This window comes from Micromonospora sp. WMMD730 (genome assembly GCF_049178955.1).
In the GTDB taxonomy this organism is placed as follows: domain Bacteria; phylum Actinomycetota; class Actinomycetes; order Mycobacteriales; family Micromonosporaceae; genus Micromonospora; species Micromonospora wenchangensis.
In genome coordinates, this window is the sequence record NZ_JBMHML010000002.1 from 5,031,557 (window position 1) to 5,045,302 (window position 13,746).

15 protein-coding genes are annotated in these 13,746 nt (G+C 74.6%); 7 read left to right on the top strand and 8 right to left on the bottom strand.

Features of this window, described 5'->3' with window-relative positions:
- Positions 1-213: 213 nt before the first annotated feature.
- The 3 genes from ACN265_RS21665 to ACN265_RS21675 all read left to right on the top strand — a co-directional run bounded on the left by ACN265_RS21665 (position 214) and on the right by ACN265_RS21675 (position 3,105).
- Positions 214-1,431: a glycosyltransferase gene (locus ACN265_RS21665; RefSeq protein ID WP_421409175.1), complete on the top strand. Its 1,218-nt coding sequence runs from the start codon at positions 214-216 to the stop codon at positions 1,429-1,431.
- 64 nt (positions 1,432-1,495) lie between these two features.
- Positions 1,496-2,359: an alpha/beta fold hydrolase gene (locus tag ACN265_RS21670; RefSeq protein WP_421409177.1), complete on the top strand. Its 864-nt coding sequence runs from the start codon at positions 1,496-1,498 to the stop codon at positions 2,357-2,359.
- A gap of 122 nt (positions 2,360-2,481) precedes the next feature.
- Complete coding sequence (locus ACN265_RS21675; RefSeq protein WP_088647384.1) at positions 2,482-3,105, top strand: hypothetical protein; 624 nt, start codon at positions 2,482-2,484, stop codon at positions 3,103-3,105.
- Positions 3,106-3,196: 91 nt separating this feature from the next.
- Here the strand turns inward: ACN265_RS21675 and ACN265_RS21680 are convergent, their stop codons facing one another.
- Positions 3,197-4,093, bottom strand: a complete 897-nt coding sequence (locus ACN265_RS21680; protein WP_421409179.1) for a DUF72 domain-containing protein — start codon at positions 4,091-4,093, stop codon at positions 3,197-3,199.
- Positions 4,094-4,232: 139 nt separating this feature from the next.
- Between ACN265_RS21680 and ACN265_RS21685 the strand changes: the two genes are divergently transcribed.
- Complete coding sequence (locus ACN265_RS21685; RefSeq protein ID WP_421409181.1) at positions 4,233-4,739, top strand: DinB family protein; 507 nt, start codon at positions 4,233-4,235, stop codon at positions 4,737-4,739.
- 10 nt (positions 4,740-4,749) lie between these two features.
- Here the strand turns inward: ACN265_RS21685 and ACN265_RS21690 are convergent, their stop codons facing one another.
- Positions 4,750-5,796, bottom strand: a complete 1,047-nt coding sequence (locus ACN265_RS21690) for a polyprenyl synthetase family protein (RefSeq protein ID WP_204928006.1) — start codon at positions 5,794-5,796, stop codon at positions 4,750-4,752.
- A 4-nt stretch (positions 5,797-5,800) separates the two neighbouring features.
- Entirely contained in the window at positions 5,801-6,262 is a 462-nt protein-coding gene (locus tag ACN265_RS21695) for a hypothetical protein (RefSeq protein WP_421409183.1), read from the bottom strand.
- A gap of 183 nt (positions 6,263-6,445) precedes the next feature.
- Between ACN265_RS21695 and ACN265_RS21700 the strand changes: the two genes are divergently transcribed.
- On the top strand, positions 6,446-6,790 hold the full coding sequence (locus tag ACN265_RS21700) for a hypothetical protein (RefSeq protein ID WP_421409184.1): 345 nt from the start codon (positions 6,446-6,448) through the stop codon (positions 6,788-6,790).
- Positions 6,791-6,950: 160 nt separating this feature from the next.
- Positions 6,951-7,643 carry a Pr6Pr family membrane protein gene (locus ACN265_RS21705; RefSeq protein ID WP_420119431.1) on the top strand — a complete coding sequence of 231 codons (693 nt, stop codon included), beginning with the start codon at positions 6,951-6,953 and terminating at the stop codon, positions 7,641-7,643.
- On the opposite strand, the gene ACN265_RS21710 is transcribed toward ACN265_RS21705, so the two are convergent.
- From ACN265_RS21710 to ACN265_RS21725, 4 genes are all read right to left on the bottom strand, one after another.
- On the bottom strand, positions 7,635-9,701 hold the full coding sequence (locus tag ACN265_RS21710) for a glycogen debranching N-terminal domain-containing protein (protein WP_421409185.1): 2,067 nt from the start codon (positions 9,699-9,701) through the stop codon (positions 7,635-7,637). The two genes, ACN265_RS21705 and ACN265_RS21710, sit on opposite strands and share 9 nt — an antisense overlap.
- The gene (locus ACN265_RS21715) at positions 9,698-10,075 is read right to left on the bottom strand and encodes an SCP2 sterol-binding domain-containing protein (protein ID WP_204928011.1); all 378 of its coding nucleotides are present in this window, start codon (positions 10,073-10,075) and stop codon (positions 9,698-9,700) included. Before ACN265_RS21715 ends, ACN265_RS21710 begins: the two co-directional genes overlap by 4 nt.
- A 120-nt stretch (positions 10,076-10,195) precedes the next feature.
- Positions 10,196-10,702 (bottom strand): mycothiol transferase, encoded by a 507-nt coding sequence (locus ACN265_RS21720; RefSeq protein ID WP_421409187.1) that lies wholly within the window; start codon positions 10,700-10,702, stop codon positions 10,196-10,198.
- 103 nt (positions 10,703-10,805) lie between these two features.
- Positions 10,806-11,177, bottom strand: a complete 372-nt coding sequence (locus tag ACN265_RS21725) for a VOC family protein (RefSeq protein WP_420117927.1) — start codon at positions 11,175-11,177, stop codon at positions 10,806-10,808.
- A 260-nt stretch (positions 11,178-11,437) separates the two neighbouring features.
- Here ACN265_RS21725 and ACN265_RS21730 point away from each other — a divergent pair, with 260 nt between their 5' ends.
- Positions 11,438-12,835, top strand: coding sequence for an acyl-CoA synthetase (locus ACN265_RS21730; protein ID WP_421411577.1), 1,398 nt, complete (start codon positions 11,438-11,440; stop codon positions 12,833-12,835).
- A gap of 4 nt (positions 12,836-12,839) precedes the next feature.
- Here ACN265_RS21730 and ACN265_RS21735 read toward each other — a convergent pair whose 3' ends face one another.
- Positions 12,840-13,679, bottom strand: a complete 840-nt coding sequence (locus ACN265_RS21735) for a metallophosphoesterase family protein (protein ID WP_363656508.1) — start codon at positions 13,677-13,679, stop codon at positions 12,840-12,842.
- Between the last annotated feature and the right edge of the window lie 67 nt (positions 13,680-13,746).

A 13,746-nucleotide genomic window follows, 5' to 3' on the forward strand; every position in this document is an offset into this window, starting at 1 on the left:
CTCGGACGGGCACGCAAAGTTGATGTTTACCGCCTCCGCGCTGGGCAACTGGTTCGGCATACCGGGCGGCGCGTGACGTCCGGGCACCGGTGCCGCGAGGGCGCGGCCGGGTGCCCGTCGCGCGCCCGGTGCGCGGGACCGGGTGATGACGCCGGCCGGAAGCCCCCGCACCGGATTCCGCCTCGCCGGTGACCGGATCACGGAGGAGGAAGCATGCGCATCGCGATGGTCTCGGGGCACGCCAGCCCGCTCGCCGTCCCCGGCGGACAGGATGCCGTGGGCCTGCACCTGCACGTCGCCGAGCAGGCGGCGGCGCTGGCCGCCGAGGGCCACGAGGTGCGGGTCTACACCCGGCGGGACGACGCCACGCTGCCCGACACGGTGCCGACCGACGCGGGGTACCAGGTGTGGCACGTGCCCGCCGGCCCCGCCCGGCCGGTGCCGGCCGAGGAACTCCTGCCCCACGTGGGCGAGTTCGGCCGCTGGCTGGCCGCGCACTGGCAGCAGGCCGACTGGCGGCCGGACGTGGCGCACGCCCACTTCTGGCTGAGCGGCCTGGCGGCCGTGCACGCCGGCCGGCGCACCGACACGCCCGTGGTGTTGACGTACCACGACCTGGGCAGCACGTACCGACGCCGCCCGGGTGGCCGGGAGCCGGCCGGCCGGGGACGGATCGGCTACGAGCGGGCGCTCGGACGGGCCGTCGACCGGGTCGTCGTCCAGTCGCACGACGAACTGGGGGAACTGGTCCGGCTCGGGGTGCCCCGGGCGAAGCTGACGCTGGTGCCGTCGGGGGTGGACGAGCGGCTGTTCACCCCGACCGGTCCGGCCGCACCGCGCGCCCCGGGCCGGCCCCGGCTGCTCACCGTGGGGCCGCTGCACGAACGCCGGGGCGTACAGGACGTCGTGCGGGCGCTGCCCGGGGTGCCCGGGGCCGAGTACGTGGTGGTCGGCGGGCCGCCGGCCGGGTCGCTGGCGACCGACGACGTCGCCCGCCGGTTGACCGCGCTCGCCGGGTCCTGTGGTGTCGCCGACCGGGTCCGGCTGGTCGGCGCGGTGCCCCGCGAGGAGTTGGCGGCCTGGTACCGCTCGGCCGACGTCCTGGTCGCCGCCCCGTGGTACGAGCCGTTCGGCCGTAGCCCGCTGGAGGCGATGGCGTGCGGCGTGCCGGTGGTCGGCACGGCGGTCGGCGGGATCACCGACAGTGTGGTCGACGGGCTGACCGGGGACCTGGTGCCGCCGCGCGACCCCCGGGCGCTGGGTGCCGCGGTCCGCCGGCTGCTCGCCGACCGGGTCCGCCGCTTCGCGTACGCCACGGCGGCGTTGGACCGGGTGCGGGTGCGCTACTCCTTCCGGCACTGGGCGGAGCAGCTCGGTGGCGTCTACGCCGCGGTCAGCGGGGTCGGCCGGCTGGCTCCGGCGGCGGCCTGACCGGCCGCGACGGGCCGCCCGGGCGCCACGCGGACCACTTATTACCGGCCGGTAGGATGGGCCGGTGAGCGGGGACGCGGAGTACACGCAGGAGTTCGTCGACGTCGACGGGGCCCGGATCGGCATCCAGGTCTATCCGGAGCCCGCCGGCACGTCCGCCGCGCCGGTGGTGCTGATCTGCCCGGCGATGGGGGTACGCGCCCGCTACTACCGCCCGTTCGCCGCCACGCTGCGCGCCGCCGGCCTCGCCGTGGTCGTCGCCGACCTGCGCGGCACCGGGGCCAGCACACCCCCGCCGTCGCGGTCCTGCCGGTACGGCTACCGCGAACTGGCCGCCGACGTCGGCGCGGTCCTCGACGCGCTCAAGTCCCGGCGGGACGGCCGGCCGACGCTGCTGCTCGGGCACTCCCTCGGCGGGCAGGCGGCCCTGCTGCACCTCGCCCTGCACGGCGTCGACCAGGTCGACGGGCTGGCCCTGCTCGCCGTCGGCATGCCGTACTGGCGCGGCTACCCGGGCCTGCGCCGGTACGGCGTGCTGCCGTACAGCCAGGGGATCGCGGCGGTCGCCGGGACGCTCGGGGTCTGGCCGGGCTGGGGGTTCGGCGGCCGGCAGGCGCGCGGGGTGATCCGGGACTGGGCGCGCACCGCCCGCACCGGCCGCTTCCCCACCCTCGACGGGGTGGACGGCGACGCGGCGGTGGGCCGGCTGACCCTGCCGGTGCTCGCGGTCAGCGTCGACGACGACCAGTACACCCCGCACCCGATCGTCGACCACCTCTGCACCAAGCTCACCGCCGCGCCGGTCACCCGGCACCGGTACACCTCGGCCGAGGCGGGGGCCCCGCTGGACCACTTCCGCTGGGTCCGGGCCGGCCTGCCGCTGAGCCGGCGGGTGGCCGACTTCGCGGCCGGTCTGCCCCGCCGCTGACCCCGGTGTCCGGTCCCCCGTACGCCCGATCCGGATCATCGGTGACCCGGCCGGCAGCCGGGCGCGTAGCCCCCGTCGGGACGGGTATGCCGCTGCGCCCGAACACGGTGGAGGGGGATCAGATGTCGGAACGACACACCGCACTGCGCTCGATGCACGATCTCGGCCTGGCGGCCTGGTTCGGTGGCTCCCTGATGGGGGCGCTGGGCGTGAACGGAGCGGCGGCACGGATCAGCGACTCGACCCAACGGCTTCCGGTGGCCTCGGCCGGCTGGTCGCGGTGGACGCCGGTCAACGCGGCGGCGATCGGCGCGCACCTGGCCGGCGCGGTGGGTGAGCTGGCCACCGAGAGCCCCCGGATGATGGCCCAGTCCGGGGTGGGCCGGATGAGCGCGGTGAAGACGGCGCTGACCGTCGGCGCGCTCGCGGTCACCGGGTACAGCCGGTTGGTGGGCATGAAGTTGCAGAACGCCGGCAACCCGCCGGTGTCGGGGACCACCGAGCCCAACTACCAGACGCCCGCCGAGGTGGCGCACCGGCAGCGGCAGATGAAGGTCCTCCAGTGGACCATTCCGGCGTTGACCGGGGCGTTGGTGGTGGTCACCGCGTACATGGGTGAGCAGCAGAAGCCGGGCCAGGTGTTCCGGGGGATGCTCGGGCGCGCCGGTGGGCTGATGGGCGCGCCGATGACGATGGGTCGGCTGGCCGCGACGGGGGCCCGGCGACGGATGGCGATGGCCGGCTGACCGGCGGGCCGGGACCGGCCGGTACGGGGGTCGCCGTCAGCGCGGACGGCGGGCCCCGTACCGGCGCGGTCAGTGACCCGTACCGGCGCGGTCAGTGGCCGACGGCCGCCGTCGTGGGAGCGACCCCGAGCAGTTCGGCCAGCCGGGCGGCGTCGCGCTGGGCCTGCCCCGCGCAGCAGTTGTTGAACAGCACGTGCAGCTCCCCGGACCGGTCGGCCAGGTCGGTGAGCAGGTCGGCCCAGCGGCGTAGTTCGTCGTCGGCGTAGGCGTACCGGAACCGGTCCTCCTTGCTGCCGTGTTCCCAGTGCGCGCTGTGGCCGTGCATCCGCACCAGCACCGGCTCGGCGGTACCGATCATGATCGGGGGCACCGAGGACGGGTGCCCCTGCGGCATGTCGACGCAGACCAGGCTGAGGTCGTGGTCGCGCAGGAAGGCGACCGTCTCGGCCGCCGCCGCACCGTCGAACCAGGACCCGTGGCGCAGCTCCACGGCGACCCGCCAGGGCCGGCACCGGTCGGCCAGTTCCGCGATCCGCCGCCGGGCGCCCTCCCCCCGCACCAGCCACGGCGGGAACTGCAACAGCACCGCGCCGAGCCGGTCGGCCGCCGCGAGCGGTGCCAGCGCCGCCCGGAACCGGGTCCACAACTCGTCGTACGTCGCCTCGGGCAGGTCCCGGCGGCGGACCCGGGACGGACCGGTGGCCGGTCGCAGGTCCTTCGGCAGCACCTGCACCGGTGTCGGGTGTCCGGTGAAGAGGCTGAACGCCTTGACGTCGAAGGTGAAACCCGGCGGGGTGGCCGCCGCCCAGCCGCCGGTGGTCTCCGGCACCGGGATGGCGTAGTACGAGGTGTCCACCTCGACCAGCCCGAACCGCCCGGCGTACCAGCCCAGCCGCTGCGCCGGGGTGCGCATCGACCGGGGATACCAGCCGGCGCGCAGCAGCGTCTGATCCGCCCAGGACGACGTTCCCACCCTGATCGTTCCCATGTGGTCCAGTCCACCGCCCGGCGGCCGGATCGGCAACCGCAGGGGCGGACGCGGTCGGAGGCGCGGTGTGGCGGGGCGGAAAGTGTCGGGGGGTGGCCCTAGCGTGACCCTCGACGACATCGACCACGGAGGGTGGCGGATGACCACTTCGGAGCGGGTGCTCACCGGCGAGAAGGCCGACCTGTTGCAGTCCCTCGGCCAGCACCGCGGCTTCCTGCGGCACACCGTGCGCGACCTGACCGACGAGCAGGCGGCGACCCGCAGCACCGTCAGCGAGCTGTGCCTGGGCGGCCTGATCAAACACGTGACCCTGGTGGAGCACCGGTGGGCGCGGTTCATGGCCGGTGGGGCCGAGGCGATGGAGAGCGAGCCGGTCGACTGGGCCGGCATGTTCCGGATGACCGACGACGACACCCTGACCGACCTGCTCGCCCGGTACGCCGAGACGGCGGCCCGCACCGACGAGCTGGTCGCCACCCTCGACCTGGACACGGCCCACCCGTTGCCGGAGGCGCCCTGGTTCGAGCCGGGGGCGAGCTGGTCGGTGCGCCGCACGGTGCTGCACGTGATCGCGGAGACCGCCCAGCACTGCGGGCACGCCGACATCATCCGCGAGTCCATCGACGGCGCGAAGACGATGGGCTGAGCCCGGCCGGTCAGCGTGGGCGGTCGACGACGTAACGGGTCAGGCCGAGCAGGAACCGACCGTCCTCGGTGCCGGCCCGGTCACCGAGCACGGCACGTCCCTCGGCCAGCGCCGCGTCGGCCAGTTCCCGGGCGCTGCGCCGGGCCACCTCCACACTGTCGTACGCCGTCAGCCGGCGGTGCAGCCAGCGCACGTCGGCCGCCGTCCGGTCGGCGCGGGGGGTGCCGAGGAAGGCCACCGTCCGTTCCCGTTCCCCGGCGGTGCAGCGGGCGAGGAAGTCGATGAGGATCAGGGTGCGCTTGCCCTCCCACAGGTCACCGGCGATCTCCTTGCCGTAGGCGGCGTACTCCCCCACCAGGTTCAGCACGTCGTCGGTGATCTGGAAGGCCGCGCCGAGGTACCAGCCGTAGCGGTCCAGCCGGTCGGTGCGCAGCCGCCCGCCGCCGGCCGCCAGCACCCCGGTGCGGCACGGGTAGATGCAGGTGTACCAGGACGTCTTCTTCAGGCACATCCGGTAGTAGTCGTCGGGGGTGAGATCGCAGGCGTTGTCCCTGATCCAGCCGATCTCGATGGCCTGGCCCTCCAGCGAGTGGCGCAGCATCAGCCGGGTCTGTTCGACCAGTTGCCAGGCGGTGCCGGAGCCGAGGCCGTCCCGGTTGGCCAGCAACCGGTCCAGGGCGAGCAGGTTGGTCATGTTGCCGACGTTGAGCGCCACACCGACGCCGTACGCGGCGGGCAGGGTCGGTGCGCCCCGCCGCTGTTCGCTGCCGTCCTGGATGTCGTCGTGGATGAGGAAGGCGTTGTGGAACAACTCGACGGTGGTGGCCACGTTGACCGCCGCCTCGTCCGGTTCGTCGCCGTCCCCGGCGAGCCGGCACGCGGCCAGGCAGAGCGCCGCCCGCAGCCCCTTGCCGGAGCGGCGGGGATAGTCGGCGACCAGGTCGTAGAGGTAGCGGGGGCCGCCGGTGGGCAGCTGGGCCAGTAGGGTCGCCATGGTCCGCGCCCGGTAGCGGTCCAGCACCTCCTCGACCCGGTCGTCGATGCCCGGAACGGTCATCGGCTCAGGCCACCGGGTCGGGCCCGCCGTCGGCCGCCGGGGCCCCCGGGTCCCGGTCGACGCGGACCGGGCCGGTCGGTTCGTGGCCCTGGCGGGACACCCGGTCGATCAGCCCGTTGGCCAGTTCCGGGGTGAGCCGGGCCAGGTCGAGCAGGCTGTCCAGCACGTCGTGGGCGTCGGCGGCGTAGCGGCGGGTCAGCTCGCCCCGCTCGCCGGTGATCGGCAGTTGGGCGACCACCATGTCGATCAGCGCGTGGGTGTCCCTGCGGACCCGCCCGGCCACCTCGTCGAAGGCCGCCGGGTCGACCCGCCGGTCGGCGGTGAGTTTCTCCTGGAGCCGGCGGGCACTCTCGATGCCGGCGGACAGCTCCTCCTCCAGCACGGATGCCGCGCGGGTGACGGCGGCCGACATCTCGTCGCCGAGCTGATCGAAGCGTTCGTCACGGTGGGTGTCACGTTCGGGCATGGCCCAACCTCCCTCGATGCGACCTGTCCAGCGGATTTTTACACCAGCGCATACCGACCGGTCACGTACTGTAGGGATGCCGACCCGGTTTTCGTCCCCGCCGCCCGGCTCGGGTGTGACCGGGGCCACGTCGGGCCCCGTCGGCGTGACGTCCCAACCCGCGCCGACGCTGAGGGACACGAGATGACCCGATACCGCCTGGATCAGGAAACCGCTGAGCGGCTGCTCAGCGGGGCGGTCGACGGGTCGACCGGCCCGGTCCGGCCGCTGGTGACGCTGCTGACCGCGGTGCGCCCCGCCGCGGCCCGGGACGAGCTGCCCGGGGAGTCGGCGGCGATGTCGGCGTTCCGGGCCGCGCGGGCCACCCTGGCCATCCCCGTCCCCGACCGGCCCGCCGCGAATCCGGCCCGAGACCCGGACGGGCCGGTGGACGGCAACGACCCCGGGCCGGATCACCCGCCGGGACCCGGCTGCCCACCGACGACCGGTGGCCGCAAGGACCGACGGCCACCGACCCACGACCGATGACCGAGACGGCCGCGGCCGGGGTGGTCGGCCGGATGCGAGCCTCCAGGTCGGTGCCGGCCGGGCCGCCGGGCCCACGACCGGGGACCGCTGGCGCGTGACCTGCGGCCGGTGGCCCGGCCACGGCCGGGGGCGGCGACGGCGGGGCTGGTAGCTTGCGCCGATGACTCTGCGGCGTCGACGCCTGGCGGTGGCCTTCCGGCTGGCGATCGTGATCGGTGTGCTGGCCGGGATCGTGCTCACCGCCCTGGGCCCGGCCACCGTCACCGGACTGCTGCCGTACTTCACCATCCAGAGCAACCTGGCGGTCGGGCTCTTCGCCGGCTACGCCGCCTGGCAGGCCGCGCGACGTCGACCCGAACCGCCGTCGGCGCTCAAGGGCGCGGTGACCCTCTACGTCACCATCACCGGCGTGGTCTACCACCTGGTGCTGGCGAACCCGGCCAGCCCGTTCGCGATGACCCAGCCCGACCGGGCGCTCGGCGAGGCGGTGGGCAACCAACTCCTGCACACCGTCGTTCCGCTGCTCGCCGTCGCCGACTGGACGCTGTTCGACCCGCGCGGCCGGCTACGCCCCCGGTACGCCCTCTGGTGGCTGGCGTTCCCGCTGGCATACCTGGGGTTCGCCCTGGTACGTGGGCTGATCGTGCACCGCTACCCGTACCCGTTCATCGACGCCGGGCAGCTCGGCTACGACGGCGTCGCGGTCAGCGCGGTCTTCTTCGCCGTCGCCTTCTGGCTGCTCGGCCTGCTCTTCGTGGGCGTCGACCGGGCCCTGTCCCGGTGGGTCACCCACCCGCCCGCCGACCCGGACGCCCCGGTGCAACCGGCACCGCCGGCCGGGCGGTCAGCGTAGCCGGGGACGACGCCCCGGGCGGACGGCCGACCGGTCCCGGCCGTACGCGTCGGCCCGGCCCCACCGGCCGGGCACGTCCAGCAGTTCGATCCGGCCGAAACCGTCGGGCAGGGCCGGGTTCACCAGCAGGTTGTCCCCGCAGGGCCGTAGCCCGAGGAGGGTGCCGAGCAGCATCAGCAGGGCACCCGCGGACCACGACTGCGGTCGCCCGGCCATCGGCAGCTGCACCGGGTAGCCGGTGACCGCACGGGGATACCCGGCGATCACCTCCGGCACCGAACCCCCGACCAGGTCCGCCATCGCGAAGATGCCGTCGGCGACCCGGGCGGCCTCCTCGTCGTGGTGGTACCGCCGCAACCCGGCCGCGACGAGCGCGTTGTCCGACGGCCACACGGCGCCCAGGTGCGCGCCCACCGGGTTGTACGCCAACTGCCCGTCGGCGAACGTGCGGACCCCGAAGCCGGAGAAGAGCTGCGGCCCCACCAGGTGGGCGGCGAGGGCGGCGGACCGGTCCTCGGCGACGATCCCGCTCCACAGCAGGTGCCCGAGCTGGGACGTCAACGCCACCACCGGGGTGCCGTCCGGCTCCAGTGCCGACGCGTAGTGCTCCTGGCGGGGCAACCAGAAGTCCCGGTTGAACCGTTCCTTCAGCGCGGCGGCCTGGCGCTCCAGCAGGTCGGCGTACTCGGGCTCGCCCCAGAACTCCCGGGCCAGGCGGGCTCCGCGCCGCTTCGCGTCGTAGGCGTAGCCCTGGAGTTCGCAGGTGGCCCTGGGCCCGGCGGGAGCCCGGCCGTCGGCGTCCACGATCGCGTCCGGCGAGTTGCGCCAGCCCTGGTTCACCAGCCCGTTGCGGGTGTTGCGTCGCTGGTAGCGCAGGTAGCCGTCGCCGGTCAGGTCCCCGTACCCGTCGATCCAGTCCAGCGCCATCCGGGCCGGGTGGCGCAGCTGCCGCACCAACGCGGCGTCGCCGGACCAGCGCTCGTACTCGTCGAGCAGGATCACGAACAGCGGGGTGGTGTCGGCCGCGCCGTAGTAGAGCCCGGTCGGCTGCTCGTCGAAGGCGGCCGACTCGCCGTACCGCAGTTCGCCGAGGATCTTGCCGGGTTCCTCCTCGTGCTGGTCGTCGAGCCGGCCGCCCTGGAGCAGGGCGAGCATGCGCAGCGTGTTCGGGGCCAGTTCGGGGGTGAACGGCAGGGTCATCAGGCAGGTGACCAGGGCGTCGCGGCCGTAGAGCGCCATCGCCCAGGGCAGACCCCCCACCGGCACCCGCCCCGAGTACGCCAGCGGGACGTAGCGCAGCGCGGCCAGGTCGGTCAGCGCCTGCTCGTACGTCGCCGGCAGCCGTTCCCGCTCGCTGATCAGCTGCGGCGCCCGGTCGAGCCAGTCGACCAGGTCGTGCCGCATGTCGTGGCGTACCCGCAGCCGGTGCGACTCCAGACTCTCCCGCAGGTCGTGCCCGCCCTCGCCCCGGATGGACATCCCGACGTGCAGGTCGGTGACCCACGTCCCGTGCGCCGGCACGGTGATCCGGTAGGTGAAGCCCCCCTCGTCGACGTCGGCCGGGGCGGTGCTGGAGACCGTCGCCTCCCGGGCGAACCGCTCCCGTTCGTAGCGCAGCCGCAGCACCGCCTCGGACGGGGAGGCGACCGTGGTGACCCGCCGGGGCGTCGGGCTGCGGATCTCCGAGGTGTCGGCGAAGTCCGCGCCGACCTCCATCCGCACCACGAAGTCGGCGGGCTCGGCGGCGTGGTTGAGCACGGTGAGCTGCTCGGTGAAGCTGTCGTCGATGGACCGGTGCCGGATCACCGACACGTCCGCGTCGACGTAGTGGCTGGCCGTGCCGGGGACCAGGAAGAACCGGGTCTCGAAGTAGGTCATGTCGTCGCGGGACAGGGCGTGCAGCCGCTGCCCGTCGATGGTGAGCACCCAGCGGCACAGGAAACGGGTGTCGAAGGAGAACAACCCCACCGGCGCCCTCGGGTCCACCTCCATGTCGCCGTGCGCGTCGCTGACGGCGAAGGCGTTACCGGCGATGATGTGGACCCGTTCCTCCCTCACCGGTGGCCGTCCCGTTCCCGGGCGGCCTCCCGGGGGTGCCGGGCGTCGGGCGGGCCGGGGAAGATCCGCCGCAGCATCATCAGCAGCCGCATGTTGCCCCGTATCGACAGGTCGTTACGCAGCAGCGCGGTGGCGAGGTGGGTCCGACCCGACGCCAACCGGTCGAAGACCGCCCGGTCGGCGCGGACGACCAGGTCGGCATCGTCGGCGGAGCGGGTGACCTCGACGCGTTGGTCGCGGATGGTCAGCCGCCAGTGCGCGGTGTGCCCGTCCTCGGCGGCGTCCAGGCGCAGCGTCCCGCTCGTCGTCTCCGGGAGGTCGGGCCGCCGACTCCCGTCCCACCGCTCCAGGAACTCCGCCACCGACGTCCCCACGGCTGCCCTCCCCCACGGCGTGTCACGTGCCCGGTCAGCGTGCCGGTCGAGGGGGTGAGGCCGGCTCACCCGGACCGGATGAGATCGGCGACGGGAGCGGGCGGGACCGGGCGCGGACGGTCAGGACCGCAGCAGGCCCCGCAGGTAGGCGGCCTGGCCGACGTGTTGGAGATCGTCGGCGGCGATGCTGACCAGCCGGACCCCGAGGGTCACCGGCGGGTCCCAGCTCTCGTCGACCACCCGGTCCAGGTCCGCCGGACGCAACCCGGCGAGGAACGTCCGGGTCCGCTCGGCCACCGCCCGGTGGTAGTCGACGAGCGCCTGCGCGCTGTCCGGCCGGACCGTGGCGACCTGCTCCGGGGTGTGGCCGTAGCCGGTGTCGGCCGGGTCGGCGGGCAGCCCGAACCGGGCCGCCCGGTCACCGGTGACCCACACCTGGTCGACCCCGAGCAGCTCGGCGACCTGCTGGTCCTGGATCCGGGTGAGGTGCCAGACCAGCCAGCCGACCGGGTTGGCACCCGGACCGGGCCGCCGGCACAGCTCCTCGGGGCTGAGCCCCTCCACCGCCGCGTCCACCAGGTCGGGCAGGTGGTCGTAGATTCCGGTCAGCAGGGCGTCGACGTTCACCGGGGCCTCCTCGTAGCGGCGTACCCGATCGGGATACCGCAACCGGAGCCCGACAAACCGCCGCGCCGGACGATCCGGTGGCCCGCGCGGGCGTACCCCGGGGTCAGCGCGGCGGTTCGGGGCGGGTGATGGCCCAGCTGCCGCCGTGCCGGTCGTGCAGCAGCACCTCGCGCGGCGTGCCGTTGGCGGCGCTGACCTGCGCGCCGGCCGCGCGGGCGCGGCGCAGCACCGCGTCGGCGTCGGCGGCGGTGACGGTCAGCACCGGCAGCCCGCCGGTGGCCCCGGGCGGGTCGGTCCACTCGCTGACCGTGAACCGGTGACCGTCGACGACGAGGTCGGCGGCGAGCACCCGCCCATCGGGGAGGCACTCCTGGCGGTACGGGACCGCACCGAAGACCCGGGTGTAGAACGCGATGGCGTCGGACGCGTCGGTGACCGTGAGATGCGGCACGGCTGGTGGGTGCTCGGATGTCATGACGTCGGTGCCACCTTCCCGGTCGACCGGTGACGGAACCGTCGCATGTGACGGTAGGCGGGCCGGCCGCCGCACCGGCACCCTTAACCGACCCCTGAACCGTCCCGACGGCAGGTCGTGGCCGGCGCGCCGGGACCCCGGTGGCGGAGCGTGGTGGGGGGTGGTGACGGGCCGGTCGTCGCACTAGCGTCGGCGGCACGGGGCCGCACCGTGCCCCGTACGAATCCGGAGGGGCGTGGACCGTGTCGCTGCTGGCCGCGATGTCATCGTCGGTGGACGACCGTCCGGATCTTCTCCGGGTGGGTGACGTGTGCCTGTCCCGGTCCCGGCTGCTCGCCCTGGCCACCGCCGTCGCCGACGACCTGCGCGGCCTGGACCGGGTCGCGGTCGTGACCACCCCGACGATCGAGACCGTGGTGGGGGTGGTGGGCGCGTTGCTGGCGGGTACGGCGGTGGTGCCCGTGCCGCCGGACGCCGGGCCCCGGGAGCGGGAACACATCCTGCGCGACTCGGCGGTCGGGGCCCTGCTCGCGCCGGCGGGCACGGCCCCGCAGGACGCTCCGGCGGCGGACGGGTTGCCTGTCGTCCCGGTCGACCTGCGCCGGGTGTCGGCGACCACCCATCCGGAGCCCGGACCGGAGCGGACCGCCCTGATCCTTTACACCAGCGGCACCACCGGCGCGCCCAAGGGGGCGCTGCTGTCCCGGGGGGCGATCGCCACCTGCCTGGACGGGTTGGCCGAGGCGTGGGCGTGGACGCCGGACGACCTGCTGGTGCACGGCCTGCCGCTGTTCCACGTGCACGGGCTGGTGCTCGGGGTGCTCGGCCCGTTGCGGGTCGGTGGCCGGCTGCACCACGTCGGCCGGCCGCAGCCCGAGCGGTACGCGGCGGCCGGCGGGACGCTCTACTTCGGCGTACCGACGATCTGGTCGCGGATCGCCGCCGCGCCGGCCTCCGCGCGGGCCCTGCGCGGCGCGCGGCTGCTGGTGTCGGGCAGCGCGGCGCTGCCCACGACGGTCTTCGACGACCTCACCGGGTTGACCGGGCACCGGGTCGTCGAGCGGTACGGCATGACGGAGACCCTGATCACGGTGAGCGCCCGCGCCGACGGCCCGCGCCGTCCGGGCGCGGCCGGGGTGCCGCTGCCCGGGGTACGCACCCGGATCGTCGACGAGCAGGGCCGGGACCTGCCCACCGACGGTACGGCGATGGGCGAGCTGCTGGTCACCGGCCCGACCCTGTTCGACGGCTACCTGAACCGGCCGGACGCCGACGCGGCGAGCCGTACCGCCGACGGCTGGTTCCGCACCGGGGACGTCGCCACGGTCGGCCCGGACGGTTGGCACCGCATCGTCGGCCGGGCGAGCACCGATCTGATCAAGAGCGGCGGGTACCGGATCGGGGCGGGTGAGGTGGAGGAGGCGCTGCTGGCCCACCCGGCGGTGCGCGAGGCGGCCGTGGTGGGCCTGCCGCACCCGGACCTGGGGCAGCAGGTCACCGCGTACGTGGTCGGCGACGGGGTGACCGGGCCGGAGCTGGTGGACTTCGTCGCCCGGCACCTGTCGGTGCACAAGCGGCCCCGGGAGGTCCGGCTGGTCGACGCCCTGCCCCGCAACGCGCTGGGCAAGGTGCAGAAGAAGCGCCTCGTCGAGGGGTGAGCCGTCAGACCTGCACGGGGGTCGACTGCACCCGCCGCAGCCACGAGTCGGGGCGGGGGCGGGTACGCCACTCCCGGGGGTAGCCGACGGAGACCTCCTCGAACCGCACCCCGTCGTGCCAGGTCACCCGGGGGATGTGCAGGTGCCCGTAGATCACCGCGCTGGCGTGGAAGCGGCGGTGCCAGTCGGCGGTGAGTTCGGTGCCGCACCACTGGGCGAACTCGGGGTAGCGCAGGATGTCGGTGGGCATCCGGACCAGCGGGTAGTGGTTGACCAGGATCTTCGGCACCGCCGGGTCGCTGCCGGCGAGCCGGGTCTCGGTCAGCGCCACCCGGGCCCGGCACCAGGCGTCCCGGCTCGGGTGCGGGTCGGGGTGCAGGAAGACCTCGTCGGCGCAGACCACCCCGGCGGCGTGGGCGCGGGCCAGTGCCTGTTCCTTGCTGGTGACGCCCGGCTCGCGGAACGAGTAGTCGTAGCCGACGAACAGCGGCGCGACCAGCAGGGGGCCGCCGGGCCCGGTCCAGACCGGGTAGTCGTCCTCGGGGGTGGCCACCCCCAGGTCCCGGCACTGCCGCACGATGGCCTGGTAGCGGGCCTCGCCCCGCAGCCGGACCGGATCCTGCGAGTGGGTCCACAGCTCGTGGTTGCCGGGTGCCCAGATCACCTTGGCGAACCGTTCGGCGAGCAGCGTCAGCGCCCAGGTGACGTCGGCGAAGAGTTCGGCGACGTCCCCGGCGACGATCAGCCAGTCGCCGGCCGCGCGGGGCCACAGGCTCTCCACGATCTTCCGGTTCTCCGGGTACGCCACGTGCAGGTCGCTGACGGCGTAGATGCCGGCGTTCATCGGGTGTGGTCCCCTCGTTCGTCCGGTGCGCACGGCGGGGCGCGGCTCCGGGTCGGCTGGTGCGGTC

Excerpts from the sequence above, each read along its gene's own strand:
- ACN265_RS21680 (WP_421409179.1), bottom strand. The coding sequence starts at position 4,093 with ATGGGAACGATCAGGGTGGGAACGTCGTCCTGGGCGGATCAGACGCTG.
- ACN265_RS21735 (WP_363656508.1), bottom strand. The coding sequence starts at position 13,679 with ATGAACGCCGGCATCTACGCCGTCAGCGACCTGCACGTGGCGTACCCG.
- ACN265_RS21730 (WP_421411577.1), top strand. The coding sequence starts at position 11,438 with ATGTCATCGTCGGTGGACGACCGTCCGGATCTTCTCCGGGTGGGTGAC.
- ACN265_RS21725 (WP_420117927.1), bottom strand. The coding sequence starts at position 11,177 with ATGACATCCGAGCACCCACCAGCCGTGCCGCATCTCACGGTCACCGAC.
- ACN265_RS21685 (WP_421409181.1), top strand. The coding sequence starts at position 4,233 with ATGACCACTTCGGAGCGGGTGCTCACCGGCGAGAAGGCCGACCTGTTG.
- ACN265_RS21690 (WP_204928006.1), bottom strand. The coding sequence starts at position 5,796 with ATGACCGTTCCGGGCATCGACGACCGGGTCGAGGAGGTGCTGGACCGC.
- ACN265_RS21695 (WP_421409183.1), bottom strand. The coding sequence starts at position 6,262 with ATGCCCGAACGTGACACCCACCGTGACGAACGCTTCGATCAGCTCGGC.
- ACN265_RS21665 (WP_421409175.1), top strand. The coding sequence starts at position 214 with ATGCGCATCGCGATGGTCTCGGGGCACGCCAGCCCGCTCGCCGTCCCC.
- ACN265_RS21700 (WP_421409184.1), top strand. The coding sequence starts at position 6,446 with ATGACCCGATACCGCCTGGATCAGGAAACCGCTGAGCGGCTGCTCAGC.
- ACN265_RS21705 (WP_420119431.1), top strand. The coding sequence starts at position 6,951 with ATGACTCTGCGGCGTCGACGCCTGGCGGTGGCCTTCCGGCTGGCGATC.
- ACN265_RS21675 (WP_088647384.1), top strand. The coding sequence starts at position 2,482 with ATGTCGGAACGACACACCGCACTGCGCTCGATGCACGATCTCGGCCTG.